The sequence below is a fragment of the Arthrobacter sp. TMN-49 genome (assembly GCF_054511095.1).
On sequence record NZ_JBTNDH010000024.1, the window covers coordinates 1 to 26,724 of the forward strand.

At 63.3% G+C, this 26,724-nt stretch carries 24 protein-coding genes and 1 pseudogene; 12 read left to right on the forward strand and 13 right to left on the reverse strand.

Annotated elements, in window-relative coordinates:
• Nucleotides 1-168: 168 nt before the first annotated feature.
• Nucleotides 169-930: pseudogene (locus tag ACX80E_RS11885) on the reverse strand (alpha/beta hydrolase); the annotation flags it as partial.
• Between the two features lie 281 nt (nucleotides 931-1,211).
• Between ACX80E_RS11885 and ACX80E_RS11890 the strand changes: the two are divergent.
• Nucleotides 1,212-2,162: an IS1595 family transposase gene (locus ACX80E_RS11890; protein ID WP_459302179.1), complete on the forward strand. Its 951-nt coding sequence runs from the start codon at nucleotides 1,212-1,214 to the stop codon at nucleotides 2,160-2,162.
• A 24-nt stretch (nucleotides 2,163-2,186) separates the two neighbouring features.
• Here the strand turns inward: ACX80E_RS11890 and ACX80E_RS11895 are convergent, their stop codons facing one another.
• The gene (locus tag ACX80E_RS11895) at nucleotides 2,187-2,423 is read right to left on the reverse strand and encodes a hypothetical protein (RefSeq protein ID WP_459302181.1); all 237 of its coding nucleotides are present in this window, start codon (nucleotides 2,421-2,423) and stop codon (nucleotides 2,187-2,189) included.
• 475 nt (nucleotides 2,424-2,898) lie between these two features.
• Here ACX80E_RS11895 and ACX80E_RS11900 point away from each other — a divergent pair, with 475 nt between their 5' ends.
• On the forward strand, nucleotides 2,899-5,100 hold the full coding sequence (locus ACX80E_RS11900; protein WP_459302182.1) for a S9 family peptidase: 2,202 nt from the start codon (nucleotides 2,899-2,901) through the stop codon (nucleotides 5,098-5,100).
• A 100-nt stretch (nucleotides 5,101-5,200) separates the two neighbouring features.
• On the opposite strand, the gene ACX80E_RS11905 is transcribed toward ACX80E_RS11900, so the two are convergent.
• The 3 genes from ACX80E_RS11905 to pta are packed head-to-tail and all read right to left on the reverse strand — an operon-like array spanning nucleotide 5,201 to nucleotide 9,033.
• Nucleotides 5,201-5,764 (reverse strand): GNAT family N-acetyltransferase, encoded by a 564-nt coding sequence (locus tag ACX80E_RS11905; protein WP_459302183.1) that lies wholly within the window; start codon nucleotides 5,762-5,764, stop codon nucleotides 5,201-5,203.
• A gap of 9 nt (nucleotides 5,765-5,773) precedes the next feature.
• Nucleotides 5,774-6,916 carry an acetate kinase gene (locus ACX80E_RS11910; protein ID WP_459302184.1) on the reverse strand — a complete coding sequence of 381 codons (1,143 nt, stop codon included), beginning with the start codon at nucleotides 6,914-6,916 and terminating at the stop codon, nucleotides 5,774-5,776.
• Nucleotides 6,916-9,033, reverse strand: coding sequence for a phosphate acetyltransferase (gene pta, locus ACX80E_RS11915; RefSeq protein ID WP_459302186.1), 2,118 nt, complete (start codon nucleotides 9,031-9,033; stop codon nucleotides 6,916-6,918). The genes ACX80E_RS11910 and pta overlap by 1 nt, the downstream gene beginning before the upstream one ends.
• 161 nt (nucleotides 9,034-9,194) lie before the next feature.
• Between pta and ACX80E_RS11920 the strand changes: the two genes are divergently transcribed.
• The gene (locus tag ACX80E_RS11920; protein WP_459302187.1) at nucleotides 9,195-9,926 is read left to right on the forward strand and encodes a hypothetical protein; all 732 of its coding nucleotides are present in this window, start codon (nucleotides 9,195-9,197) and stop codon (nucleotides 9,924-9,926) included.
• A 183-nt stretch (nucleotides 9,927-10,109) separates the two neighbouring features.
• The gene (locus ACX80E_RS11925) at nucleotides 10,110-11,021 is read left to right on the forward strand and encodes a serine protein kinase RIO (RefSeq protein ID WP_459302189.1); all 912 of its coding nucleotides are present in this window, start codon (nucleotides 10,110-10,112) and stop codon (nucleotides 11,019-11,021) included.
• Nucleotides 11,022-11,076: 55 nt separating this feature from the next.
• Here ACX80E_RS11925 and ACX80E_RS11930 read toward each other — a convergent pair whose 3' ends face one another.
• Complete coding sequence (locus ACX80E_RS11930) at nucleotides 11,077-11,382, reverse strand: hypothetical protein (RefSeq protein ID WP_459302191.1); 306 nt, start codon at nucleotides 11,380-11,382, stop codon at nucleotides 11,077-11,079.
• On the reverse strand, nucleotides 11,379-13,055 hold the full coding sequence (locus ACX80E_RS11935; RefSeq protein WP_459302193.1) for an ABC-F family ATP-binding cassette domain-containing protein: 1,677 nt from the start codon (nucleotides 13,053-13,055) through the stop codon (nucleotides 11,379-11,381). Before ACX80E_RS11935 ends, ACX80E_RS11930 begins: the two co-directional genes overlap by 4 nt.
• A gap of 234 nt (nucleotides 13,056-13,289) precedes the next feature.
• Between ACX80E_RS11935 and ACX80E_RS11940 the strand changes: the two genes are divergently transcribed.
• Complete coding sequence (locus ACX80E_RS11940) at nucleotides 13,290-14,048, forward strand: M50 family metallopeptidase (RefSeq protein WP_459302194.1); 759 nt, start codon at nucleotides 13,290-13,292, stop codon at nucleotides 14,046-14,048.
• Here the strand turns inward: ACX80E_RS11940 and ACX80E_RS11945 are convergent.
• Together ACX80E_RS11945 and secA2 are read right to left on the reverse strand one after the other, a co-directional pair.
• Nucleotides 14,045-14,611 carry a dihydrofolate reductase family protein gene (locus tag ACX80E_RS11945; protein ID WP_459302195.1) on the reverse strand — a complete coding sequence of 189 codons (567 nt, stop codon included), beginning with the start codon at nucleotides 14,609-14,611 and terminating at the stop codon, nucleotides 14,045-14,047. The genes ACX80E_RS11940 and ACX80E_RS11945 overlap by 4 nt on opposite strands.
• A gap of 69 nt (nucleotides 14,612-14,680) precedes the next feature.
• Nucleotides 14,681-17,143 (reverse strand): accessory Sec system translocase SecA2, encoded by a 2,463-nt coding sequence (secA2, locus tag ACX80E_RS11950; protein ID WP_459302196.1) that lies wholly within the window; start codon nucleotides 17,141-17,143, stop codon nucleotides 14,681-14,683.
• A gap of 228 nt (nucleotides 17,144-17,371) precedes the next feature.
• Between secA2 and ACX80E_RS11955 the strand changes: the two genes are divergently transcribed.
• A complete protein-coding gene (locus ACX80E_RS11955) occupies nucleotides 17,372-17,902 on the forward strand; it encodes a GtrA family protein (RefSeq protein WP_459302197.1) in 531 nt (176 codons plus the stop codon).
• A 62-nt stretch (nucleotides 17,903-17,964) separates the two neighbouring features.
• On the opposite strand, the gene ACX80E_RS11960 is transcribed toward ACX80E_RS11955, so the two are convergent.
• Complete coding sequence (locus ACX80E_RS11960) at nucleotides 17,965-18,648, reverse strand: tyrosine-protein phosphatase (protein ID WP_459302198.1); 684 nt, start codon at nucleotides 18,646-18,648, stop codon at nucleotides 17,965-17,967.
• Nucleotides 18,645-19,253 carry a GNAT family N-acetyltransferase gene (locus tag ACX80E_RS11965; protein ID WP_459302200.1) on the reverse strand — a complete coding sequence of 203 codons (609 nt, stop codon included), beginning with the start codon at nucleotides 19,251-19,253 and terminating at the stop codon, nucleotides 18,645-18,647. Before ACX80E_RS11965 ends, ACX80E_RS11960 begins: the two co-directional genes overlap by 4 nt.
• Nucleotides 19,254-19,431: 178 nt before the next feature.
• On the opposite strand from ACX80E_RS11965, the gene ACX80E_RS11970 reads away from it, so the two are divergent.
• The 5 genes from ACX80E_RS11970 to ACX80E_RS11990 all read left to right on the forward strand — a co-directional run bounded on the left by ACX80E_RS11970 (nucleotide 19,432) and on the right by ACX80E_RS11990 (nucleotide 23,629).
• A complete protein-coding gene (locus tag ACX80E_RS11970) occupies nucleotides 19,432-19,866 on the forward strand; it encodes a DoxX family protein (protein ID WP_459302201.1) in 435 nt (144 codons plus the stop codon).
• 193 nt (nucleotides 19,867-20,059) lie between these two features.
• Complete coding sequence (locus ACX80E_RS11975) at nucleotides 20,060-20,494, forward strand: VOC family protein (protein WP_459302202.1); 435 nt, start codon at nucleotides 20,060-20,062, stop codon at nucleotides 20,492-20,494.
• 33 nt (nucleotides 20,495-20,527) lie between these two features.
• Nucleotides 20,528-21,484 (forward strand): 1,4-dihydroxy-2-naphthoyl-CoA synthase, encoded by a 957-nt coding sequence (locus ACX80E_RS11980; RefSeq protein WP_459302203.1) that lies wholly within the window; start codon nucleotides 20,528-20,530, stop codon nucleotides 21,482-21,484.
• 21 nt (nucleotides 21,485-21,505) lie between these two features.
• On the forward strand, nucleotides 21,506-22,648 hold the full coding sequence (locus ACX80E_RS11985) for an AMP-binding protein (RefSeq protein ID WP_459302204.1): 1,143 nt from the start codon (nucleotides 21,506-21,508) through the stop codon (nucleotides 22,646-22,648).
• A gap of 102 nt (nucleotides 22,649-22,750) precedes the next feature.
• On the forward strand, nucleotides 22,751-23,629 hold the full coding sequence (locus ACX80E_RS11990; RefSeq protein WP_459302205.1) for a 1,4-dihydroxy-2-naphthoate polyprenyltransferase: 879 nt from the start codon (nucleotides 22,751-22,753) through the stop codon (nucleotides 23,627-23,629).
• A gap of 27 nt (nucleotides 23,630-23,656) precedes the next feature.
• On the opposite strand, the gene ACX80E_RS11995 is transcribed toward ACX80E_RS11990, so the two are convergent.
• Nucleotides 23,657-23,968 (reverse strand): DUF4229 domain-containing protein, encoded by a 312-nt coding sequence (locus ACX80E_RS11995; RefSeq protein WP_459302206.1) that lies wholly within the window; start codon nucleotides 23,966-23,968, stop codon nucleotides 23,657-23,659.
• A 108-nt stretch (nucleotides 23,969-24,076) separates the two neighbouring features.
• Here ACX80E_RS11995 and ACX80E_RS12000 point away from each other — a divergent pair, with 108 nt between their 5' ends.
• On the forward strand, nucleotides 24,077-24,490 hold the full coding sequence (locus tag ACX80E_RS12000) for a PLD nuclease N-terminal domain-containing protein (protein ID WP_459302207.1): 414 nt from the start codon (nucleotides 24,077-24,079) through the stop codon (nucleotides 24,488-24,490).
• A 133-nt stretch (nucleotides 24,491-24,623) separates the two neighbouring features.
• Here the strand turns inward: ACX80E_RS12000 and ACX80E_RS12005 are convergent, their stop codons facing one another.
• A complete protein-coding gene (locus tag ACX80E_RS12005; RefSeq protein WP_459302208.1) occupies nucleotides 24,624-26,699 on the reverse strand; it encodes a PhoX family protein in 2,076 nt (691 codons plus the stop codon).
• Nucleotides 26,700-26,724: the final 25 nt, after the last annotated feature.

Genomic DNA, 26,724 nt, shown 5'->3' on the forward strand with positions numbered 1-26,724 from the left:
TGTTTTACTCACAACTCACAAGCAAAACCCCTCAACTGTCCACGAGGGTAAGAGACATAGTGTCTACGAAGGTCCGAGACAGAACCGTCCAATAAGGTATGCGACATAACAACCTTAACCGGGCATGTCCAGCTCGGTTTCATTGGCCGTGGGCGAAGGTCACCACGTTCATACCCCGCGGGCCCATTCGATAATCAGGTCTAGGCCCGTGGCAAAGCTCGGGTCTTGCGGACGGTTAAGGAAGGCGTGGAAAGCTCCGGGCAGCACTTGGTGGTCCACCGCGATCCCGGCCGCAGAAAGTTCCTGGGCGAATTGACTGCCAGATGCGCGCATTGAGTCATGATCGGCATCAATCATGAGCGTCGGCGGGAACCCATGCAAAGGGTGTCCACCAGGAAAAGCATCGGATTCGGAGAGGGCAGATCGCCGGCCTGCGTAGTGAAGATTCATCAAGTTGAGAGCCGTCGGCGTGTGAACGAAACGACGCAAGCCACGGAGACGGCGGCGCAATTCGCGCGACCGGATCGGAAGCCGGGCATGAAAAAGTCCGTAAGCAAAAAAGGCGCCCGCAAAAGCATCAGCCCCATCGCCTGCCAGGCGAAGTACTGCGGCGGCCGACAAACACGCACCGGAGCTTGCGCCGCCCAGAATCACCCCGTTGGGAGCTTCGCGTTGCACTTCCTGAACTACAGCAACGACTTCGTCGACTGGTATCGGGTAGTGAATGGCCGAGGACCGCCGTAATCCACGTGTCGACCAACGAAATCTCGAGACGGTTGCGAGTTGATATGCAACGGTGATGACGCGAAATCCAGCTGCTGCCAAGGCTCGGGCGACGTTGTGAGATTCCGATTGGTCGAGGCTTCCTTTGAAGAATCCTCCCCCGTGGATCCAAACGATCGGCGGGGTGCTGACGGGTGAAGCGCTGCGTGGCGGCGAGTAGTACCGGACGGGACAGGCCTATGGGGCCCAGCGATTGAGCTGTCGATCCAGTGGACAGGACGCAAGGTCGTTTCGAGAGATTTCACGTTTTCCCCGAATTATCGCCCTTGTGATCTTGAGGATTGGCTTCTGTATTGGTTCCGGTGGGCTTATTCGGCAAGTCTGAGGTGGTGGTAGCTGCCCTTACTCCTGTAGTGAGAGCGCGGAGCGGTGCCATGAGGAATAGCGTGCTAGTGCGTATCCGGTTAGCTCAGGTGTAGCTTGGGATTATGGCATGTCCGGACTTTCCGCGGTCGATTCTGGAGTTCCAGGCGAGGTTCGGTGACGAGCCGTCCTGCTGGGAGTATTTGTTTGCCTGCCGATGGCCGGAGGGCTTTGTTTGCCCACGATGTCAGGGGCGTAAGGGCTGGCCCCTTTCAACGCGGATTCTTTGGGAATGTGCTGATTGCCATCGCCAAACTTCACTCACGGCAGGGACGGTGTTGCACAAGACCCATCTGCCGCTCCAATACTGGTTTTGGGCGGCGTACCTGATGACGACGAGCACCCCTGGAATCTCCGCGGTGCAGCTACAGCGCCAGCACGGGCTCAGCCGCTACGAGAGTGCCTGGACGATGCTGCACAAGCTGCGCCGGGCCATGGTCAATCCTGAGCGGACCTTGCTGATGGGGGAGGTCGAGGTTGATGAGTGTGAGGTCGGCGGAGTGGAAAAGGGCCGCAGCGGCGGACGCAGCCGGATCGCCAAAGCAGCCCATGTTGTTGTTGCTGTTGAGGTCCGCGGCCAAGGCTCTGGGCGCATTCGCATGCAGGTCATCCTGGATGCCTCAGGACCGACGTTGTACAACTTCGTCCATGAGACCGTGGCACCGGGAGCGGTTGTCCACACGGACGGATTGGGGCCGTATGTCCTGCTCGCGAAGAACGGCTACGACCACCGGCCACGATCCCAAAGGGCGGCCAAACGTACCGGAGACACCGAACCCGTCATGCCGAGGGTGCACAGGGCCATCAGCAACTTCAAATCCTGGCTGCGCGGCACCCACCGCGCCGTCAGCAACGAACACCTGCAGGTCTATCTGGACGAGTTCGTCTTCCGCTACAACCGCCGGCGTTCACCCATGTCAGCCTTCCAAAGCCTGCTCGGACTCGAGTCCCACCAAGACCCAACGACCTTCCGGGAAATCGTGGCACAGGGGCCCGGCACTACACGGAGAACCTGAGCTAACCGGATACGCACTAGCGTGCTAATGGCGTTTCTGTGCGCGTTCGCCGGTCGCAACTAAGCCTACGATCAGTCCACCGAGGAACAGGACCACACCAAGGCCGCCAATAGCGAAAGGAATCATGAAAGTCGGTGGTGATACACGCAAAGGACCAGCTTCATCTAGCCAGGTGCCGCTCTGCATGCCGTAGACGAACAGTAGAACCAATACAGCCAACCCAAGCGCAGAGCTAGTCCATCCCCAGATAATTTCTCGCATGATTATGAGTCTTGCACACAAGCGCTCCGATTCCTTGAAGGTAGGTGCGAATGTGCAATGACTGGCTCGTCAATCACCAAGCGACAGCTAACCGCAGGGTCGAACGGTACGACGGCTCTTTACCTCCGAAGCCGTCATACGTCCCGAAAGGGGTGTCCCGTATTGAGCGCCCAAAGAGTCCCGTAAGCCGGTCCGCCACCGACGCAAGCGGCACCCAAATTCTCAGGCTCACGATCACCGCGTTTCCGCAGCCGCCCGATTCCTGTAGACCCCGCCCGCAAGAAATGCCCGGTGCGGACCCTATACGGGACAAGATATGAAGACGCCCGGGCATGATCGAGTCATGTTCCGGTGGTCCATGTTTAGTGAGATTGGTCCGCTTTAGATGAGACGGCACACCCGCCCCCGCAAGCGCATCGCTCCGCTGTGGGCATACACCCCCGCGGGCCCGGTCACCGCTGGATACAGTGGAGCCATGACCTCTTCCGATGCTGCAGTCACCACGCCCGCCACCGACGCCAGCCCGGCACGCCCGCCGGTTGCTAAGAAGGTTCCGGTGGAGCGTACCCATCACGGGGAGACCTTTGTGGACAACTACGAGTGGCTGCGGGAAAAGGAAAGCCCCGAGGTGGTGGCCCACTTGAACGCCGAGCAGGCCTACACTGACGCCGTCACGACCGGCCAGGAACAGCTCCGGACGGACATCTTCACCGAGATCAAGAACCGCACGCAGGAAACCGACCTTTCGGTGCCCAGCCGCAAGGATAACTGGTGGTACTACGGCCGCATGGTGGAGGGCCAGGCGTATGGCATCCAGTGCCGGGTGGCTGCCAGCAGTGACGGCACCCTGGCTGACTGGACGCCCCCTCTGGTGGAGCCCGGCGTGGACGTTCCGGGCGAGGAAATCCTGCTCGATGGCAACGTTGAGGCCGAAGGGCAGCCGTTCTTCTCGCTGGGCGGCGCGGCTGTCACGCGCGATGGGAACCTGTACGCCTACGCCGTGGACAACGCCGGGGACGAGCTCTTCACCGTCCGCATCAAGGACCTGCGCACCGGCGAGATGCTCCCGGACACCATCGAGAACGTGTTTTACGGCCTGAGCTTCTCCCCCGACGGCACCACCCTGTTCTACATGGTGGCCGACGACTCCTGGCGCCCCTACCAAGTCAAAACCCACGTCCTGGGCACGCCTGTTTCCTCCGATGCTGTCCTGTACCAGGAGGACGACGTCGCCATGTGGACAGGCTTCGACCTCTCCGCCGACCGCCGCCACCTGATGATCAGCATCGGCTGCTCCGAATTCAGCGAAACCCGCCTCCTGGACTTTGCCGCCCCAGACAAGGGCCTGCAGCTCCTGATCCCGCGCAGCGCCGAGATCCTGTACGACGCCGAACCCTTCCTTGTCGATGACGTCGAAAAGGTTCTGCTCACTCACAACCGTGACGCCGTGAACTCGATGATCTCGCTGGTTGACGCCGCGGAGTTCAGCAAGGACGCGGCCGCCCAGGACTGGGACACAGTGGTGCCGCACAGCGACTCCGTGCGCATCAACGGCGCCTCCGTCACGGCCACCCACATGGTGGTTTCCCTCCGCAAGGACACCATCGAACGCATCCAGGTGACTCCGCTGGAAGGCTTGGGTACAGCGGGACAGGGTGCCGCCGTCGAACCTGTCTTTGACGAGGAGCTGTACACGGCCTCGATGGGTGGGAGCGAGTTTGAGTCCCCTGTGATCCGCCTGATCTACACCTCCGACTTCACGCCGCCGCGCGTCTACGACTATGTGCTGCCCGTGGCCGGAGCTGACGGCGAACTGCTGCTGCGCAGGGAGACACCCGTGCTGGGCGGCTACCGTGCCCAGGACTACGTTGCCGAACGCGAGTGGGCCACGGCCCCCGACGGCACACAGGTTCCGTTGTCGGTGTTGCGCCGGGCGGACCTGCCCCGCAACGGCAACAACGCAGCCGTCGTGTACGGTTACGGCTCCTACGAGGTCAGCATGGACCCCGGATTTGGTGTGCCGCGCCTGTCCCTGCTGGATCGCGGCGTGGTGTTTGTCATTGCGCATGTCCGCGGCGGCGGCGAGATGGGCCGCCACTGGTATGAGGACGGCAAGAAGCTCAACAAGTTAAACACGTTCACGGACTTCATTGCGGCCACGGACTGGGTGGCCGGCTCCGGCTGGGTGGATCCGGCGCGGATTGCGGCCATGGGCGGCTCGGCCGGCGGGCTGCTGATGGGCGCCGTGGCGAACCTGGCCCCGGAAAAGTACGCGGCCGTAGTGGCCCAGGTCCCCTTTGTGGATGCGCTGACAACCATCCTGGATCCGGAACTTCCCTTGTCAGCCCTCGAGTGGGAGGAGTGGGGCAACCCCATCACCGATCCTGCGGTGTACAAGTACATGAAGAGCTACACCCCGTACGAGAACGTCGGGGCTGTTGCCTACCCGAAGATCGCGGCCGTCACCAGCTTCAATGACACGCGCGTGCTGTATGTGGAGCCGGCCAAGTGGGTGCAGCAGTTGCGTGCCGTCTCCACCGGTTCGGAGCCCATTGTGCTCAAGATCGAGATGGACGGCGGGCACGGCGGCGCCTCCGGCCGGTACGAGGGCTGGAAGACCCGCGCCTGGGACTACGCGTTCCTGGCCGACGCCCTGGGCGCCACCGAGCTCCGCTAACCCCTCCGCTCCGCTGGCCACTCCGTCGAACGTACAGTTGTGGCGCATGTTTGCCGCCAACATCCGCCACAACTGTACTTTCACGGGTCAGAAGCAGGGGTCACAAACTGCGGACGGTTGCGTAGACGGCCTCGGACGTCCATTCGCCCTTGAGGTACATGTTGTTGCGCATGACGCCTTCGCGCTGCATCCCCAGCCGCTCGCAAATGGCCGCCGAAGCCGCGTTCCGTGCGTCCAACCGTGCCTCCACGCGGCGGAAATCGAGCGTTTCGAGCGCCAGCTCCAGCACGGCCCGGGCCGCCTCAGTGGCGTAGCCGTGGCCCTGCGCGGCCGGCGCCATGGTCCAGCCAATCTCGCCAAAGCGCTCCGGTTGCGGACCTTCGGGCTTGCCGCCGGCGTTCCACTTCAGCGCCATTTCGCCGATCAGCCCGGGTGAGGACTTCGCTTCCACGGCAAACGTGGCCCAGTCGCCGGGCCCGTTGAACGGTTCCTCCACATAGCGGCCGATCCGCGCCATGCACTGCGCATAGCTCCGGGCCCCGCCGTACAGGTACCGGGCCGTCTCGGGCAGCCGCTGGTAGTCGTAGTACGGAGCCAGGTCATCGACGGTGAACCGCCGCAGGATGAGCCGCTCGGTGGTCAGGGGAAAGGGAATTTCAACCATTCTCCGACCCTACCCCGGCAGCTCCCCCAGCACGACGGCGGCCGTCGCCTCCGCGATCGCCTGCTCTTCGTCGGTGGGAACCACCAGGACGGCAAAGGCCGAATCGGGCGTGCTAACCACCCGTGGCGAGCCGGAGCGCACCAGGTTCGCCTCGCCGTCGAGCTTCACGCCGAGGGCGCCCAGCCGGGCCACCACCTGCTCACGGAAGGAAGCGGAGTTCTCGCCAATCCCGGCGGTGAAAACGAGCGCCTGCGCCCCTCCGACGGCCACGTGGTAGCCGCCAATGTACTTCGCCAGCCGGTAGGAGGCGATGTCCAGGGCCATCTGGGCGCGCCTGTCGCCCACCTGGGCGGCGTCCACGATGGCGCGCATGTCGTTGTCGCCAAATAGCGCCTTGAGGCCGGATTCGCGGTTCAGCAGGGTGTCAATCTCATCGGCCGACATCCCTTGGCGCTGCAGGAAGACCAGAATTGAGGGGTCGATGTCACCACTGCGGGTGCCCATGACCAGGCCTTCCAGGGGCGTGAACCCCATGGACGTGTCAACACTGGCGCCGCCCCGGATGGCCGTGAGCGAAGCGCCGTTGCCCAGGTGCGCCACCACGGCGTTGAATTCCTTCACAGGCACACCGAGCAGCTCCGCCGCACGCCCCGTGACAAATTCGTGCGAGGTGCCGTGGAAGCCGTAGCGGCGGATCCCGTACTGGCGGTACAGGGAGTCCGGCACCGCATACCGCCAGGCGAATTCGGGCAGCGTCCTGTGGAAGGCGGTGTCAAAAACCGCCACCTGTGGCAGATCCGGCCACTTCGCCGTGATGGCGCGGATGCCGAGCACATTGGCCGGGTTGTGCAGCGGGGCCAGCGGGTTGAGCCGCTCAATGGCGCGGGTGATCTCATTGTTGATGCGCACCGGTTCGCTAAAGCGCTCCCCACCGTGCACCACGCGGTGTCCGACGGCGTCCAGCGGCTTCTCCGCCAGCCCGGCTTCCAGCGCGGCCGCCACCTGATCCATGGCCTCACCGTGGTTTGCGGGCCCGCCGACTCCCTCGCCAATGCGTTCGATCAGGCCGCTGGCGGCAATCTCGTTGCTGTCGGTGTCGCGCACCTGGTACTTCAGCGAGGAGGAACCCGAGTTGATGACGAGCACGCGCATTAGGAATCCTTCACGTTGGTGGGTGAACTTGGGCCCGCGACCGGGGCCTGGGCCTGGGCCTGGATGGCCGTGATGGCCACGGTGTTGACAATGTCCTCGACGGTGCAGCCGCGGGACAGGTCGTTGATGGGCTTGTTGAGCCCCTGCAGGACGGGCCCCACGGCGACGGCCCCCGAGGATTGCTGGACTGCCTTGTACGTGTTGTTGCCGGTGTTCAGGTCGGGGAAGATGAACACGGTTGCCTGGCCAGCAACGGTTGAGGCAGGCAGCTTGGACGCGGCGATGGAGGCGTCCACGGCGGCGTCGTACTGGATGGGCCCCTCGATCGCGAGGTCGGGGCGCGCCGCGCGGACCAGTTCCGTGGCGCGGCGCACTTCATCAACGGCCGCGCCAGAACCGGAGCCGCCGGTGGAGTAGGACAGCATGGCAATGCGTGGTTCCACCCCAAACTGGGCTGCTGTTTCAGCGGAGGCGATGGCAATGTCGGCCAGCTGTTCCTCGTTGGGTTCGGGGTTCACGGCGCAGTCGCCGTACACCAGCACGCGGTCTGACAGCAGCATCAGGAACACCGAAGAGACAATGCGCACGCCTGGCCGAGTCTTGACGAATTCCAGTGCCGGGCGGATGGTGTTGGCCGTGGTGTGGGCGGCGCCGGAGACCATGCCGTCCACGTGGCCCAGCTGGACCATCATGGTGCCGAAGTAGGATCCGTCGGCCATTATCTCGCGGGCCCGGTCCAGGTCAACGCCCTTGTGGGCGCGCAGGCGCTGGTATTCAACGGCAAAAGCCTCCCTCAGGGGTGACGTTGCCGGATCAACAATGTTGATGCCGCTGAGCCCGATGCCGTGGGTGGCCGCCACTTCCTCCACGGCCTGCGGGGAACCCAGGACTGTCAGCTCGCAGACGTCCCGTCGGTGCAGAATCTCCGCTGCTGCCAGGACTCTGGCATCGGTGCCCTCGGGCAGCACAATATGCTTGCGTTCGCTGCGGGCCCGTTCGATCAGCTCATGAAGGAACCGCAGGGGCGTCATGGTGGCGGGCCGGGGAATCGTGAGCCTGCCCAGCAGTTCGGACTCGTCCACGTTGCGGGCCCAGGCGCCCATGGCCGCGGCCACCTTGCGCCGCTGTCCCGAGTGAATCTCGCTGCGGACCTCGCTGACGGCGCGGGCGGTGCTGTAGGTGTCGGCGTCGGAAGCAAAAAGGGGAAAGGGTGCGTGGGCCAGGAACGGCAGCACATGGGGGTCGGGAGCGAGCCCTCCGGTCAAGATCATGCCGCTGGGCACCGGGAATTCGGGCGAGAACGCCGATGCCAGCGTTGCCACCATGATGTCGGCACGGTCGCCCGGAACCACCACCAGATCATTGGCCTCGAACAGGTTCAGGAAGTTGCCCACGGTCATGGCGGCAATCTTGATGGCGTGGATGTCGCGTTCCAGCTCCGGCCGGCCGGCCATTTGGCGCAATCCTAGCGCCGCGGCCACCTCCGCCACGGTGGGGCGTGAAATCTCCGCAATCTCGGGGATGACATAGACCGGAAGACTGCTGCCGCCAGGCCGTATGGCCGCCAAGATGGCATCGATGGCGACTGGCTCGGCACGGTTGACCATCATGGCCATCAGGGAGGTTTTTTCCGCGGCAAGTTCCTTGCGGGCCACGTCGACAGCGTCGGCAATTTCCGCGGCGTCGAGCCCGCGGGCACCCACAACTGCCAGGACCGGCAGCCCAAGGTTGTTGGCCAGCCGGGCGTTGAGGTCGAATTCCACCGCAGCGTCCTGGCCGGTCAACTCCGTGCCTTCAACAATGACCACGTCGCAGTCCTTGGCGATTTCGCTGAAGATCTCCACGGCCCGGGCATCAATCTCTTCGCGCCGTCCGGCCGCCATGAGGGTGCGGGCCTCTATGGTGGTCATGCCGGCGCGGCACACCCTCGGAGACAGCTCGTAAGTGCGGCGAAGCATGGCCACCGTGGGGTCTTGTTCAGGGTCTGCGGCGGCAGTGATGGGGCGGAAGAACCCTATCCTGTCCGCACGCCGGTGGAGCGCGTCGGCCAGGCCCAGGGAGACCAGAGTCTTTCCCGAACCGGGTGTTGTTGCACTTACATAAATTCCACGGGCCATGGTCAATTTCTTACCTTTCGCAGCTCTATCACCATCCAAGCACGCCGGGGCCGCATCCGGATCAAATGACGACGGGAATCACTCCCGGGCCGGGCTGTTCGGCCAGGCCCGGCCCACCTCGGAATGCCCGCCAAACGCCCCGCCATGCCTAGAGTGGGGGCATGTATGGAATTGGCGAGCTTTTGTTCGGCCGGATGACCGGCCCCCTCGACGTTGCAGCCATGGCCTTGACTGTCCTTGGCGCGCTGCTGATCTGCGCGTCGTTGGTGCTGCTGGCCCGGCGCAGCGACACAGGCTGGTGGCTGGCCGGCGCCGCGTTCCTGGTGCAGGCGCTGGCGCAATTGATGAACTTCCCGGGCCTGCTGGCCGCCTCCCCGGCCGGGCTGCTGATGTTCGCCGCCGGGGTGGCCATCCCTCTCGCCGTGGCGGTGGGTTCCGCCGCGTATGGGCTTCTGTCCTTCCGGAAGCTGCCGCGGGAATCCGGGCGGCTTCGGACCGTTGCGCTGCGGCCGTTCAGCGGCGTGGACCTGCTGGCACCTGCGGCCGCGGCGCTGGTCTACGCCCTGGGTTCAATGCTGGTTGTCGCCTCGGTCTTCTCGGGGTTCTCCGCCCCGCTCTCGCGCATCCCCTGGTCGTCCCTGCTGCTCACCGGCTTTCTGATGGGCCTGCTGCCGGCCGCTCTGGTGGGTCTGGCCCACCGCTCACGCTGGGCGTGGCTGCTGGTCATCGCGGCGTCCGTGGCATCGGTCTACTCCACCACCATGCTGGCCCAGGGTTCGGTGCTGATCTTCCTGTTCGTGGCCCAGGCAGCTCTGGCCTACCTGGGCTGGCAGCGCTGGGGAACCCTCCCGGCTGGCAGCGCCGGAGCGGCCCGGGCCAAGCGCACCAGCTAGCAGGATACCCGCGGCCGGCACCCGTCACGCACATGTGCCATTGACACCGCCAATGCCGGCATGGTCAGATTAAGTGGCTTTCCGCCATGATACGAACCGACCCGAAGGAGGAACCAATGATTGTTCGCGCAGCTCTCCGTGCCCAAAACATCCGCATTGCCCTCCACAGGAGTCGATTCACCCATGAAGCATTCTGCTGACACTCAGCACTTCGAAAAATTCACCCGCAAAACCTCCCAACGCCGCAGTCCAGGCATGGACAGCGCCTTTGAAAGTGCACAAACACGCCCCCAGGACTGGAATGTCCTTGACGATTCCCTGGCCGAGAATCAGCGCTGGTCCACGTGGCCCGATCTTGAAAAACTCATGCGCGGCCCCGCACCGTATCCCGAGTTTGTCATTGAGGACGCCGCCGCCGTTGACACCGACCTTGGCATCCTGAAAACGGGCAAGGAGGCCGACGTCTTCCTCGTGGAACGGGCCACCGAATCCCGCAGCACCGTTTTTGCGGCCAAGCGCTACCGCTCAGCCGAGCAGCGGCTCTTCCACAGGTCCTCCACCTACACGGAGGGGCGCTCCGTGCGGCGGTCCCGCGACGCCCGGGCCATCAAGAACGGCAGCAGCTATGGCCGTGAAGTGGAGGCCGCCCGCTGGGCGAACGCCGAGTGGACGTACCTTCGCATGGCCTGGGAATCTGGCATTCCCGTGCCGTATCCGCTGCAGATTTGCGGCAACGAGATCATGATGGAGTTCATTGAAGACCCGGAGCTCGCCGGCGCCGCTGCACCGAGGCTGCAGTCGGTCAATCCAAGCCGGGAACGGCTGGAAGGCTATTGGGAGCAACTCGTGGACGCCATGTCCGGCTTCGCCCGGATGGGTTTTGCCCACGGCGACCTCTCTCCCTACAACGTGCTGGCCGCCGGCGACCGCCTGGTGGTCATCGACCTCCCGCAGCTGGTTGACCTGGCCGGGAACGTGCAGGGTGCAGAGCTGCTGGCCAGGGACTGTCGGAACATGTGCGCCTGGTTCACCTCCCGCGGCATGGAGGTCGACGACGGCGACCTCCTGGCCGGGCTGCTAGCCTCGGCCTGGTGAGACACTGTCCGCCCCGCCTGGCGCGGGGCGGACAGCGTGGCCAGTCCGGCGCCGCTTATTTCGTGCCGCTTGCCCCGCGGATCTTGCCGGGTAGGAAGGGCAGCCACGGCGCCGAGTACACCAGCGCCAGGTCGGTGCCCGGTTCCACAACAAAGCTGGCCTCGCCAAACTTCCAGAGCCGGTTGAACAAGAAGACGCGCACCGTGACGGCGTCGTCACCGGGAACCTTCCAATTCCTGGTGCCCCACTGTGTTGGCTGGGCCGTGCCATTGACAACGACTGTGGGCCTGGGAAACCACCCCAGCCACGGCTTGCGCAGGGTCAGCTCAAAGCGGCGGGGTCCATCAGTGTTTTGCTTCACGCTTGACAGCCTAGCGGGGTCAGGCCAGCAGCTTGGACCCGTCTGAGTTCCCACGGTCGTTCCGGGGCCAGGGCCGCCAAGAAGGCATCGTCATGGCTGGATACGATCAACGCCCCCTTGTAGTCGGCGAGCGCTGACACCAATTGTTCGGTGGAGACAATGTCGAGATTGTTGGTGGGCTCATCCAGCAGCAGCAGCTGCGGGGCAGGCTGGGCCAACAGGATCCGGGCGAGCGCCACCCTGAACCGTTCACCACCGGACAGTTCACCCACCGCCTGGTTGACCAGGTCACCCTTGAAGTGGAAACGAGCCAGTTGCTCCCGAACATCGGCCAGCGCCGCGTCCGGGGCTGACGCGCGAACGTTCTCCACGACGGAGCGGTCGTCATCCAACCCCGACCAGGAATCGCTGCCAATCCGCTGCTGCAAGTAGCCCACTGGAACGCAGGCCAGGGAGACCAAATTGTTCAGGAGAGTTGTCTTGCCCACCCCGTTGGGCCCCGTCAGCATGACCCGCTCAGGTCCCCGCAGCGTCAGCCGGGAATCGGGCGAAAGCTGCGCGCCGTCGTCGTACATCACGCCAAGAACAACTGTCGACGCCGGGGCGTCAAGCACTGTGCGACCCTGCGGGACTGCCGTGTCCGGCAAGTCAATGCGGATCCGGGTTTCGGTGGGGATCGCGTCACGGGCATCGGCAAGGGCTGCGGCGGCGTCGGATTCGCGACTCCCCATGACGCCGCGCATCGTCCCGGCCGACTCTTGCGCCCGTTTGCGCAGTTCATTGGCAAGGATTTTGGGCAGGCTATCCGCCGCCTTGCGCCCCTGCTTGGCGCGGCGCGCAATCTTGGTCTCAGCCTCGATGCGCTGGCGCTTCTCCGCCGCCAGCTTGGCGCTGGCGTCACGGACCATGCGCCGGGCCGTTTCACGCTCGGCCGCCAGCCCGGCAACGAAACTGTCCCAGTTGCCGCCGTGGCGGATCAGCTCCACACGCTCCCCCGCCCATGCACGGCTGCGGACAGGGCGGAGCTCGGCGATGGCGTCCACCCGTTCCAGCAGGGCCGTGTCATGGGTCGCGACCACCAGCGTGCCGCGCCACTGTTCCACGGCCTGGTACAGCCTGCCGCGGGCGGTCTTGTCCAGATTGTTGGTGGGCTCGTCAAGGAGCGTGATGGGCTTGGCTGCAAGTTCCAACCCCGCCAAGGCGATGATCATGGCCTCGCCACCGGAGAGCGTGCCCACAGTCCTGTCCAGAAATTCCGGGCCCGTCACGGGCAGCCCGTAGCCAGCCAGCAATGCCACGGCGCGTTCCTCAAGGTCCCAGTCGTCGCCAATGAGCTCGAAGTTCTCACTCATGTCTTCTTCCCGGCCGGCCAAGACGTGGACCAGGGCGCGGCGTTTGGCGCTCACTCCCAGCAGGTCCGTGACGCTTTGTTCGGTGTGCAGGGTCAGCTTTTGCGGCAGATATGCCACGGACGACGTCGTCACAACAGTGCCGCTGCTGGGTGCAAGTTCGCCGGCAATCAGGCGCAGCAGTGCGGTTTTGCCCGTTCCGTTGGGCCCCACCAGACCTGTGCGTCCGGCGGCGAGGACTGCTGTCAGCTCGGTAAAAACTTCTGTGCCATCGGGCCAGGAATAGGCAACGTGGGACAGCGAAATGGGGTGGGTGTTCTGCATGGTTCTCTTCGACAACTCTTCAATGAGCGCGCCGGGAGCTGCACGGAGCCTCTTAGCCGAGGGCGTGCATCGCTGCGGCGCTTATTAGGCGGGGGCGAGCCAAGTCTTCAACGGATTTTCCTCACGGCGGGGACAGAACGTTTCCAGTCTGGCATGCGCAGGGGCGGGTCTGTCAACCCTTGCCGTTGAACGGGCAACAGCGAATCCACAGCCGTTTCGCATAAGCTTCCTTGAATGATCACTGAGCTACAGCAACCCCTTGCCACCATCGATTCATGGTGGCAGGCGGTGTTATCCGGTTTTGTCCGTACCGAGGCGCCAAGCGTTTCCGCCACCCTCTTGCTCGGCATTGTGGCCGCAGCGGTTGTTTTGAGCATTCCGCGCGTGACCTGGCGCTGGTTTGGCCTCTACGTGACCTTCGTGCACGAGCTGGGCCACGCCTTTGCAGCACTCATGACGGGCCGGGTGGTGCACGGGCTCAAGATTGGCCTGGATCATTCCGGCCAGCTGGTCAGCAGCGGCCGACGCGGTTTTAGCGCCACCTGGTCAGGTTTCTGGGGCTACCCTGCCCCGGCCGTGGTGGGGTTCGCCTTGGTGTGGTCTGTGTCCGCCGGCTGGGCCGGGGCCGCCGCGTCCGTTGGCGCATTGGTGCTGCTGCTGGCCCTGATCTTCCTGCGCAATTTCACCGGCATCATGGTGGCCCTGGTCAGCGCAGCGGTGGCACAGTCACTTGTCATGTTCGCCGATCAGCAGACCGTCAGCTACGTGGTTCTGGGCTTGGGCATTGCACTGGGCGTTGGCTCAGTGCGTGATTTCTTCAAGGTGGCGGCCGTCCACACACGCCGCCGCACTCACCTGGCCAGCTCCGACGCGTATATTTTGGCGCAGGGAACCGGCGCGCCGTCGTTCATCTGGCTCAGCGGCTTTGCCGTGGTGATCTTTGGCTCGGCCGTGTGCTCGGCCTACCTTTTGTGGGGCATGCTGGCCCGCTAGCCTTGATTCTCAACGCTGTAGTGGAGATGGACGACGCCGTTGCTGAACCTGCGCTGACCCAACAGTTCCAGCGAGGTGCTGAAACCCTCGGGCAGTGCCCGCTTCCCGCCGCCCACCATCACCGGCGAGATCAACAGGTGGATCTGATCCACCAATCCCGCGTTGAGGGTTTGGCCTGCCAAGTCGGCACCCCCCACTGAGAGATCCGTTGCGGCTTCCGCCTTCAGCCGGCGGATGGACGCCGGGTCAAAGTTGGCCTCAATCCGCGTGTTTGCTGCGCTGGCCTCGCTCAGGGTTGTTGAGTAGATGATCTTCTGGGCTTGCTGCCAAATGGTCGCGTAGTCCACCATCTCCGGGGGTAGATCCACCCGCCCGTAGAAGGTGTCCCACACCTTCATGACGTCGTAGAGGCGCCTGCCCAAAAGGTAGATGCCAATGGGGCGCTCGAGATTGTTGATATAGGCATGAACTTCCGGGTTGGGCATGCTCCAGTCAAAATTGCCGTCGACATCGGCAACGTAACCGTCCAGAGAAGTGATGGCGGTATAGATGAGTCTGCCCATGGATCTGGCCTCCTGAACGTTGCTGAGCTGTCCTTTCCCAGTATTCGCTCCCCGTCTTGGGGTGGGAAGCTATTTGCCCATTTTTTTGAGCAGCCATTTCACAATCTGGTCAGTTTGGCTCCCAAAGGGGTTCTCATCGACGACATACGTCCAGGTGGTTGCGCCCCTTCGGATGCCCGCGGCGTCCAGGTCAACGCCATCGTCAGTGACTTCCAGCGCCGCCAGCGTGTCCAGGGCGTTGTCATGGACTGTGTCAAAGAAGCCCTCGAAGGCCCTGATGGTTTCTCGCCGGAATTCATCCAAGGGGTTCTGTCGCCCCAACGCCCGCAGGTGAATGGCGGCGCGTTGTTCGGACAACAACGCCAAATGATCACTCCAGGCCGCGTCAAGTTCAAAGAGCATCACGGCCTTGCACACTTTGGCCAGTTCTTCCTCGCCCAAGGCACTGCGAAGTTCGTGCAAGCGGCCGGGCTCCCCGCCGGCGGAGCCGCCGTCCCGGTTGTCCTCAGCATCGCCGTCGAGGCTCTCAAAAGCCGCCAAGGCTGCCTCATCGTCCCGCAGGATTTTGCCGCGTTCGGACAGCACCACCTTGCGCTGGTAGGCAATCAGCTCGTTGTATTTCCACGAGTTCTCCTGGGTGGTGAACCGTTCCTGCTCGGCAAGCCGTTGGGCCTTGTCCAGCAGTTTTGACACGCCCTCCCTGCTGACCAGGCCGGCGTCGTCAGCTTCCTGCGCCACAGCATCGCTCAGCTCCAGGCCGTGCGCCTCCTGCCCGTTGGCCGCAGGATCTTCGATGCTGGAGACGATCACGCTGGCGCCCGGATCGCCCTGCCGCCCGGCCCGGCCGCGCAGCTGGGCGTCGAGGCGGGGTGAATAAAAGCGGCCCACAATGATGACCAGCAACCCGCCTAGTGCAGCCACTTCCCGGCGCTCATCATCGCTTGCGGCGGTACCGCCCAGCACAATGTCGGTGCCGCGCCCGGCCATCTGCGTGGAGACCGTGACCATGGACTTGCGGCCGGCTTGGGCAATGATTGCAGCCTCGAGGCCGTCGTTGCGGGCGTTGAGGACCTGGACGTCAACGCCCCGAGCCGCCAAGTCAGCGGCGAAACGCTCCGAGGTGGCAACGTCATGAGTGCCAATCAGGACCGGCTGCCCGGTGGCATGAGCCCTGGTTGCTGCCTCGATGACGGCCGCATCTCGCTGGGCGGCCGTCGCGTAAATCAGTTCCGCACGGTCATCACGGATGCACGGTTTGTGTGCTGGAATGCGGCCCGCAACCAGATCGTAGTTGGTGCGCAAATACTCCGAGACGGCCGCGGCGGTGCCGCTCATGCCCGTGACGCTGGCAAAACCCTTGATCAAGTCGCGGACCAGCAACTGGTCAAGCACCTCGCCGTGCTCGGTTTGGCGCAAACCCTCCTTGGTCTCCACAGCCGCCTGCAAGCCGTGCGGCCAACGCTGCAGATGCGCCACCCGGCCGCGCGAATCCGAAACGATCTCGGCCTTGCCGTCGCGCACAATGTAGTCAACGTTGCGCTGCAAAAGCGCGTGCGCGTGCAACGCCACATTGATGGAGGAAAACAGTGGAGTTCCTGCCGCAGAATATAGTTCGACGCCGGGCCACCGGCCCTCAACCCGGTGCAGGCCGGTATCGGTCAGGGAAACGTTGCGTTTGTCAGCCTCAACTGTGTAGTCAATCCCTGGCTGCAGCTCGCTGACGAAGCTGGCCACGTCAACGCTTTCAAGTTCCTCCCTGGCCCGTCCCGCCAGGACCAATGGAACTGTGGCCTCATCCACCAATACCGAATCGATCTCATCCACAATGCAGACATCGAAGGGCTGCAGGACTGCTTGCTCCGGTTCCGTGCAGGTCCGGTCCCGCAGAACATCGAAGCCCAGCTCGTTGACGGAGACGTAAACAACGCTTGCCCGGTATGCCTTGCGGCGGGCTGTTGACTCCATCGCTGCCGTCACGGCCTGGGCGCCGACGCCGAGAAGGTCAAAGAATGGCTGCATCCAGGTGGCATCACGCTGCGCCAGGTAGTCGTTGACGGTCAGGACATGGACGCGGTTTCCCCGGACTGCATGGGCTCCGGCCACCAACGCCCCGACTAATGTTTTGCCCTCGCCGGTGTCCATTTCAACGACGGTTCCGCGCAGCATATTGGCTGCCGCCAACAACTGTGTGTCAAAGAGTGTCATCCGAAGCGACTTTTGCATCAGCACCCGGGCGCAGAACAAGTAGCTTTCCAACTCCGCATCGGTCCAGGTGGTGGCCTTCTCCGGTGCGGACTCGCGCAGCGTGTCAAGAACATCCTGCGCCCCGGTTGGGCTGTTCTGGGACGAGCGCATAGAGGAGCTCGCCGCAGCTTCGAGGGCCTGAGCCCTGGCCACCGCACGAGCCACCACCTGCTCAACACCTGATGTATCCACAACGCCTGGGGCGTTGAACAGCCAGTTCTTGAACCTGCTTCCCTGCAACGGCCGGCCCTTGTCCACGTGCTGCTTTCCGGATGCTTCTTTGTTCATTCGCATTGCTATGTCAACCCATGGTTGTTGGAGATTTTGCTTCTCGTCTTCTTCGCAGACACCCACTATGACGCACATCACCACGTGTGACAATGGTGGCATAAACTGTCCGCAATCCAAGACGTGGCACTATTTTCAGCTAGCATAAGCATAGAACAGAGCTCAACCGTCATGCCCTTAAGTATTTGTTTTCGATAACTCGGGCAATTCGTCCCGCAGGAAGACACTATGCACGTCATCGACAAAATCATGAACCTGCTGGCTTTGCTGTGGCGTGAGGCGCTGAAATTTGGCACCGTGGGTGGCTTGGCCTGGATTATTGACAACGGAATCTACACCGTTTTGTGGCACGGCCCCATGTCGGACAGCACCATTAAAGCACGCGTGGTTTCCACAGTTGTTGCCACCTTGTTCGCCTGGTTTGCCAACCGCTATTGGACGTTCCGGCATCGCCGATCGGAGCGGGTGTGGAAAGAGTTTGCCCTGTTCCTTGTCATGAACGGGATTGGCCTTGGTATCGTCCTGGCCTGCCAAGTCATTTCCAGATACGTTTTGGGCTTCACATCATTCACGGCCGACTTTATTGCCGGCGGTGTGATCGGCTTGATCTTGGGCACCATCTTCCGGTTCCTGGCCTACAGGTACTTCGTGTTCACCGAAGAACTCAGCGATCTGCCACTTGCCGTGCACGGTGACGCATCTGCCGCGACGGACGCCGCCAACACGGCGGAACTGGTCGGCACAGGCTCCGCCCGCTAGCTGTACCCGGGCGTGCGCGGCAACAGAAGTGTTTGACGAGGCCAACCGGCTCAGTCGCAGGCTCAGCGGCTCCGCGCAATAACGGCGTCGAGCTCGGCAAGGCTCACCCCATTGGCCAGCAGGAACGCGCGAACGTCCATGCCGCCAACAAAATCCTGCACAGCCTGGCCACGACCCTGCACAACCTCTGCCAACTCCGCCTGCTCCAGGTGCCGCTCGTAGGGATGTTTCACGGGCGACACCAAATGCCATTCGTTGATGCCACGGGCCGCCAACTCATCCTCCCGCGCAACCCGCTCCGCCTGCCCCACCAGGGCCAGCAACAACGTGGCGATCAAACCGGTTCTGTCCCGCCCGGCCGAACAATGAATCACCGCGGCACCCTGCGCCGCCGCCAACTCCTTAAAAACTGCTGCCACGTGGCGCGGAAAGAGGCGCAGAATCTCGGAGTACAGCCGGGGATGGTTCATGTACGGGTCGAACAGTTCCTGGTACTGCGGTGCCGCCGGGTCCTCGGTCGGTGAATGGACGACGGCGAATCTCGCCATGGCCGCCCCGCTCACCACCGGGTCGGTTGGCCTGCGCAGGCGCTCGCCAGGGTTCCGAAGATCGATAACTGTACGAACGCCGTCTTCGTAGAGCTGTTCCCACCCATGCTCGGTCAGCCATTCGCTGCGGCCCATTCGGTAAATGTCCCCCGTCAGGCGGCGGGCATTGACGGCCCCCTCCCACTGCGGAGCCGTCAACGGTTCTTGGACAATCGGTAATCAAGGCCGCTGCGCACCTGGGGCCATTCGGCGGCGAGTATGGAGAAGACAACGGTGTCGCGCAAGGAGCCGTCGGGCATGCGACGGTGCGCTCGGAGCACGCCGTCCTGTTTGGCCCCCAAACGGGCGATTGCCTCGCGGGACTGCATATTCATCCAGTGCGTATGGAATTCCACTGCCTCGCAGCCCAGCGTTTCAAAGGCGTGGCTCAGCAACAGCCGCTTGCTGTCCGGGTTGGTGCCTGTGCCCTGTACGCCGGCAGCATTCCACGTTGCTCCAATAGCGAGCCGCGGCACCGCGAGGTCAATGGCGTAGTAGCTGGTCAGGCCAATGATCTGGCCAGGCTCGCCCGTCACGGGGTCATTTTTCCTTGCGGTGAAGGACAGCTCAGTCCCGCCGGCGTGCGCGGCCAGGCGGTTTTGAATTTCTGCACTCATACCCTCCGGCCGCGGCACCGAGGTGTACCAGAGGTTCCACAGCTCGCCGTCGGACGCGGCTGCCACCAGGCCGTCATGGTGCTCCAGACTCAAGGGCTCAAGGGTGACGTATTTTCCGCGCAGGGTGATCGGCTTTATTACTGTCATGGAAAAACACTAGCCGACGTGCCGCAGCATCTGAACGTGCGTCCACACGCGTCGCACCTCTCAATAGTTGACGCATCAACTAACAACTGGGATGCTTTTAATGAAGCTTCAATCAATTGACGCTCGGCGCTTCTTCCCGAAGGCCTTTCCATGACCCCCACGAAACGTTGAGATTCTCATGAATAACCTTGCACTGAACACCGCCGCCCGCACTATCCTGCGCCTCGTGGTTGGCTTCCTCTTCACAGCCCACGGCTGGCAGAAGTACAACGAATTCACCATCGCCGGCACCCAGGGCGCTTTTGCCCAGATGGGCGTCCCCGCCGCAGACGTAGTTGCACCCTTCATTGTCATGCTGGAACTGGTCGGCGGCATCGCCTTGATGCTGGGCCTTGCCACCCGCCCGATCGCAGCCCTGCTGACACTGAACATGGTCGGCGCCATCGTCTTGGTTCACGCCTCGGCAGGCATCTTCGTTGAGGCCGGCGGCTACGAACTGGCGCTCCTGCTCGGCACCGCGGCCCTCGCCCTAGCCCTGGTTGGTCCCGGCAAGTTTTCCTTGGACCACGTCCTGTTTGGCCGCAGCAAATCCAAGCTGCGCGTCCTGGCCTGAATCCGCGTGGTGACGGCCTTCCCACGTCCGTGAGTGTGCAGATAATGCGAGCAGAATCGATCTGGAGCGCATTATCTGCGCACTGACTGGGCAGCCAGGGCCAAAACCGCAAGTATCTCAACGAGAGATAGCGTAGCCAGGTGGGCCCAGCCGCGGGCTGGACCACGGCGGCAAGCACGGGCAGACTCGTCTCATGGCCTATTCATTGCAAATTGTTGTCGACTGCCACAATCCGCACGTTCTTGCCGATTGGTGGGCCGAGACCCTGGGCTGGCAGGCGGAACCGTCGGATGAGAACTTTATCCGCTCCATGGTTGCCAAGGGGTTCGCCACCGAAGCCCAAACACTTCTCCACAACGGCATCCTGGTTTGGGCTGACGGAGCGGCCATCACAGCCGGCGCGGGCGCAAGCCCGGATCAACCCAGGATGCTGTTCCAACGCAGTGACGATAACAAAACGGGCAAGAACCGCATCCATTGGGATGTGCGGCTGGGCGGCGATGACAAAACGGTTGCCCGCGAAAAACTGGAAGCCCGCGGTGCCACTTTCCTCTGGGCAGCCAGTCAGGGGCCGCACAGCTGGTTTACCATGGCGGATCCCGAGGGCAACGAATTCTGCATGAGCTGACCTCCCCGCCACCTGCCAGCTAAGATCGTTAGGGTGAGCAACGCGCAGAATCTTCCAAATCAGGTATCCGATATTTTCGACCCCGTCCGTTGGCGCGTGGTGGAGGGCTTTGACTTCACCGACATGACCTACCACCGCCAGGTGGAGCGGGACGCGGCTGGCACCATCACACGGGATCTGCCCACTGTACGCATCGCCTTCAACCGCCCCGAGGTCCGCAACGCCTTCCGCCCGGGCACAGTGGATGAGCTGTACCGCGCCATGGACCACGCCCGGATGACCCCGGATGTGGCAACGCTTCTGCTGACGGGCAACGGCCCCTCCCCCAAGGACGGCGGCCACTCCTTCTGTTCCGGCGGCGACCAGCGCATCCGCGGCCGCGACGGCTACAAATATGCGGACGGCGAAACCAAGGAAACGATTGACCCCGCCCGCGCCGGACGCCTCCACATCTTAGAAGTCCAGCGGCTCATGCGCACCATGCCCAAGGTGGTCATCGCCGTGGTCAACGGCTGGGCTGCCGGTGGTGGACACTCCCTGCACGTGGTCTCGGATCTGACCATCGCCTCCCGCGAGCACGGCAAGTTCAAACAAACGGACGCCACCGTGGGAAGTTTCGACGCCGGATACGGCTCGGCCCTGCTGGCCCGCCAGATCGGCCAGAAGTCTGCCCGCGAGATTTTCTTCCTGGCCCGCGAATACTCCGCCGACGACATGGTCCGCATGGGCGCCGTCAACGAAGCGGTGGCTCACGCGGATCTGGAAAAAACTGCACTGGAATACGCCGCCGACATTGCCCGCCAATCCCCGCAGGCCATCCGCATGCTCAAGTTCGCCTTCAACCTGGCCGACGACGGCCTGGCCGGCCAGCAAGTATTTGCCGGCGAAGCCACCCGCCTGGCCTACATGACCGATGAAGCCGTGGAGGGCAAGGAAGCGTTCCTGGAAAAGCGCGACCCCGACTGGTCCTCCTTCCCGTACCACTTCTAGTCCCCCTATATATAGGTACCCATGAACATTGAACCCGTACTTAAAGCACTCTCCGATGCTCTTTCCGGCGAAGGCCCCGCCGTTCAGATCGCCGCGGACGGCAGCTTCGCCCTCCTCCCGCAAAGCGAGCTGGGACGCACCGAAGGGAGCGGCACCGAGATTGCCGCCGTCGTCCTGACCTCCGGGAGCACCGGCACCCCCAAGCGCACGCTGCTGAGCGTTGACGCGTTGGCGGCGTCGTCGGTGGGCACGGCGCTGGCGCTGCGCGGCGAGGGCCAGTGGCTGTTGGCGCTGCCGCTGAATTATGTGGCCGGCCTGCAGGTTCTGGTGCGCAGCCTATTCGCCGGGACCCGGCCCTGGGCCATGGATCTGAGCGGCGGCTTCACCCCCGAGGCATTCACCGAGGCGGCATTGGAGCTCACCGACAAGATGCGTTTCACCTCGCTGGTGCCCACCCAGCTCGGCCGCCTGCTCAACAATCCGAGCGCGGAAACGCTCACGGTGCTGCGCCGTTTCAACGCGATCCTGTTGGGCGGCGGCCCCATCAACCCCGTGCTGCTCGAGGCCGCGCGCGGTGCCGGGCTGAACGTGGTCACCACTTACGGCATGAGCGAGACGTGCGGCGGTTGCGTGTACGACGGCGTGCCGCTCGAGGGCGTGCAGCTCACCCTGCGCAACGGCAAAGTGGTGCTCGGCGGCGCGGTGGTGGCGTCCGGATATCTGGACAATGCTGCTCTCTCCGCGGCATCCTTCTTCGAGGAGGAGCTCGACGGCGAGCTGGTGCGCTGGTATGAAACCGGCGACCTGGGCGAGCTGGACAGTGCCGGACGACTGCGCGTGCTGGGCCGTGTGGACGATGTGATCATCACCGGCGGCTTGAAGGTTTCCGCCGGCGCCGTGACCGACGGGCTGCACCGGGTGCCGGGTGTTCGGGAAGCGTTTGTTGCCCCGGTCCCGTCCGAGGAGTGGGGCCAGGCGGTGGCGGCGATGGTGGTTGCCTCGGGTACCGAGGCTGAGCTGCTGACCAGTGCGGCCGAGGTCATGGAAGCCCATTTGCTGCCAAAAACTGTGGTGTTTGTCTCGGCGCTGCCGCTGCTTGGCAATGGAAAGCCCGACAGGGCTGCAATTCTGGCCGCGTTGACCGAGGCCGCACACGCCGCTTAGTGCCGACAAGCGGCACAATTAAAGCTGTGGGCCCGAGACTCGGGCTCACTATTTCTATTCACCTACGCATATTTCATTCACCTGTACATAAGGAGTAACGCCGTGGCCACTGTGGGGCAATGGATAGCTGGGGCTCGATTGCGGACTCTTCCCATGGCAGTGGCGCCCGTCATCATCGGTACAGCCGCAGCCTTCGACCTGGGCGCGCTGCACTGGGGGCGGGCAGTGCTGGCTGCCCTGGTGGCGTTGTTGCTACAAATTGGCGTGAACTACGCCAATGACTACTCCGACGGTATTCGTGGCACCGATGAGGTCCGGGTTGGCCCGCTGCGTCTGGTGGGCAGCGGAGTGGCGAACCCCGGACACGTAAAGATGGCCGCCTTTGGGGCTCTTGGCCTGGCCATGCTTGCCGGGCTGGCCCTGGTGATCTTGTCCCAGGCATGGTGGCTGCTCCTGGTGGGGGCGGGCGCGGTTCTAGCCGCATGGGGCTACACGGGCGGTAAGAATCCCTATGGGTACATGGGGTTGGGCGACGTTTTTGTGTTTGTCTTCTTCGGCCCCGTGGCAACCTTGGGCACCACGTTCACCCAGGCCGGGGCCGTAAGCCCGGCGGCGGTGCTGGGTTCCATCGCAACGGGACTGATCGCCGTCGCACTTCTGATGGCCAACAATGTCCGCGACATTCCCACCGACACGGGGGTTGGCAAGCGCACGCTGGCAGTTCGGCTCGGTGATAGGAACGCCCGGATCAGCTATGTGGTGATGCTGGCACTATCGGTGGTGCTGATGCTGATCCTGGCACCGGCCAAGCCGTGGATTCTGCTGGTGCTGTTGCTGATCCCGTTCATGCTGATGCCCAGCTGGCTCATGCTTACGGGCAAAAAGCGCAAGAGTTTGATCCCGGTGCTGCAGCAGACGGGTCTGATCAACCTTGGTTTCAGCGTACTTTTCGCGGCCGCCATGGTGCTGACCGCGCTCTAGGGCGTGTGGGCCCGAGTCCTTGGCCGCCTAAGCCTGCTCGGGCTTGCGGTCGGCATCGACCCAGATGTCAGGGTTCTCATCAACCAGCGCGTCTTCGGCGTCGGCGTCAGCCATGGCACCGGATGACTGGGTGGTGGTGGCGTTGGGGGCAAACCTGTCGGCGATGACCGTGGTGGCGCCGTCGCGCTGCTTGCGCAGGAAGAAGAAGCTGACAATGAAGGCGCACAGCGCGGCAAGCAGAGCGGACGTCATGTCGCTGAGCTGCAGCATCAAGTAGGCGAAGAGGAAGAACGCCAGGAACAGGACCGCACGAATCAGGGAATATTTGAAGAAAGCCACGGCTCAAGTTTAGCCGCTGATTCTGAGTATCCCCCCGGAGCTTTTTCGCAGCATCTTCCCAGCGATTTCACGAGTGCCGCGGGCTGGTTCGCAACGCTAGAATGAAATATGCGTTATCTCCCAGTCATCTTCGGTGTTGTCCTTTTTATCTATGGGCTCATTGACTGCATCCGCAGCGAACGCGCCCAGGTGCGCAGCCTCCCCAAGACGGTCTGGATCCTTGTCATCGTGGTGTTGAACGTCATCGGGGTGGGTTTGTGGTTCTGGTTGGGCCGGCCACGCTACGCCTCCGGATCCGCGCAGCGTGTGGGCGGACCATCCACAGGAAACCGGGGCTCCTATTCATCCGGCAATGCCGGGCGTTCCACGGCCCCCGACGACGACCCCGAATTCCTGCGCAATCTGGCAGTGAACCGGGCGCAAAAACTTGAAGCCGAAAAACTGCGCAAGCTCAAAGCTGACCTTGACGCTCGTGAGGCCAAGCTCCGCGAGGAGCACCCGAACGACGAAACCAAAAAGTAGCTCACTTAACAACTGGCCCGCAGAAAACGGCGAAAAATGGGCGATTCCGCCCATTTTTCGGCGTTTTCTGCGGGCTACTTTGAGTGCGGGCTACTTCATTTCTTCGATCGTCACAGTCCAGGAGCCTGCGAGGCTAGCCCCGGCCGGAATCCTTCGGGAAGATCTGCACCACCGACGGGCGGGCCGCGCGCACCTGGTCGGGTTTGGGCGTCGTGCCCTCGGCGACATAGTCGGGGAAGAATGAGTTCTGCGCCGCGTACGTCCCGTCCTCGCCCGGGTGCTGCACGGCGACGTAAACCATGGATTCCTCGTCGTGAATGATGGGCCCACAGGTCTCGGCGTCGCGCGGCATGGAGGCAAACTGCTGGACGTTGCCGCGGTTGCGCCCTTCCAGGCCCACCTTGAACAGGCCGTCGTTGTAGCCGATGGTGGACGGCGCCCCATCGGTGGAGATCCACAGGTTGCCCTGGGTGTCGAACGCCAGGTTGTCCGGGCAGGAGATGGGGCTGACCTTCGAGGCCGGGAATCCGCTGAAGTACGCCTCACTGTTCGTGGCCGGGTCACCGCACAGCATCAGCAGGTTCCAGTTGAATGTGGTCGCTGTGGAATCGCCGCGGCGCTCGGTGATCTCCACGATGTGCCCGTCACGGTTTTCCGTGCGCGGGTTCACCTCGTCGGCAACGGCGCCCGTCCCCACACCGCGCTTGCTGTTGTTGGTGCAGGCCACGTACACCTTGCCCGTTTTCAGGTTCGGCTGCACGTCCTCGCAACGGTCCATTTTGGTCGCGCCGGCCTTGTCTGCGGCCAGGCGCGTGTAGACCAGCACTTCCTGGACACTCATGCCGGAAATGGCGCTCTTGCCGTTGACCACCAGGGGTAGCCACTTTCCGGATCCGTCAAACGCGCCGTCCGCTGGAACCGCGCCGGAGCCGTCGATCTCCGCCGCCGAATCGCCGGTGAACTGGGCAACATAAAGATCGCCCTCGCTCAACAAGGTCATGTTGTGTGCCTTGTCATTCTTCTTGTACTTGTTCTTGGAGACGAACTTGTACAGGTAGTCGAACCGCTCGTCATCGCCGGAGTACGCCACCACCTTGCCGTTGTCGGCCACTATGACGTTGGCGCCTTCATGCTTGAAACGGCCCAGGCTGGTGTGCTTTTTCGGGACGGAGTTGGGGTTTTCCGGGTCGATCTCCACAATGTAGCCGAAACGGTTGGGCTCGTTGCGGTAGTCCTCGCCACGGGCGTCAAAGCGGGGGTCATCCAGCTCCCAGCCCATGCCCGTGGCCGCGTTGCCCAGGCCGTAGCGGCGGTCCTCGACGCTGGTTCCGTTCGTGCGGAAGAAGCCGTTGAAGTTTTCCTCACCGGAGAGGATGGTGCCCCACGGAGTAGTGCCGCCGGAACAGTTGCCCAGCGTGCCGAACACGAAGCGGCCCTCGTGGTCTGCCGCTGTTTTGACGAAGTCGGAGCCGGCCAGCGGGCCCGTCAACTCAAACTTGGTGTCAACGGTGATGCGGCGGTTCAGCGTGCCACCACGGACATAGTCCCACGACTGCCCCTTCTTCCCACGCTCCAGCTCCACCACACTCATGCCCACGGCATTGCGGAAAATGTTGCGGCGCCGGGCCTTCTCCGCATCGTTGGCAGGGGCGGCGGGGAACATGATCTGCGGATTGACGTACTCGTGGTTGCAGACCAACAGGCCCTTCTTGCCGTTGGGCTGGCGCAGGATCTCCAGGTAGTCGTTGTTGTAGCCGAACTGGCCAGCCTGCGCTGCGGGTGTCTGGTTCGCGAAGTCAAAGGTGGGCGTTTCCTTGAACAGCGGATCACCCCAGCGGATGATCGGCTCCCAGCTGTACCCGGCGGGGACGTTGAAGGTGTCCACGGCCGCGTCCACAGACTTGATCGGCGCGAAGGCGAGCTTGCCGCCGTGACCCTTGTTCCCGCCGTCGTGCTTGCCGTCTTGCTTGCCGTCATGACCGTTGTGGCCCTGAACCAGGACGGCAGCGCTTAAGACGCCGGCCAAGCCAATGCCCATGGCCGAGCGGCGCGAGAATTCCGTGGAGGCGATGTCGCGAAAGTAGCTGTTGGCGGAGGTGTTGCAGACGGCTTTGGAACAGGCATTGTCGCATTTGAGCATGCAGGTGACGGCGCTGCGCTTGCCGCGGGTGTGGCCGAGCATGGGCAAGAGCCTCTTCAGATCGTTCATGGCGAGCCTTCCTAACGTGGGTGCT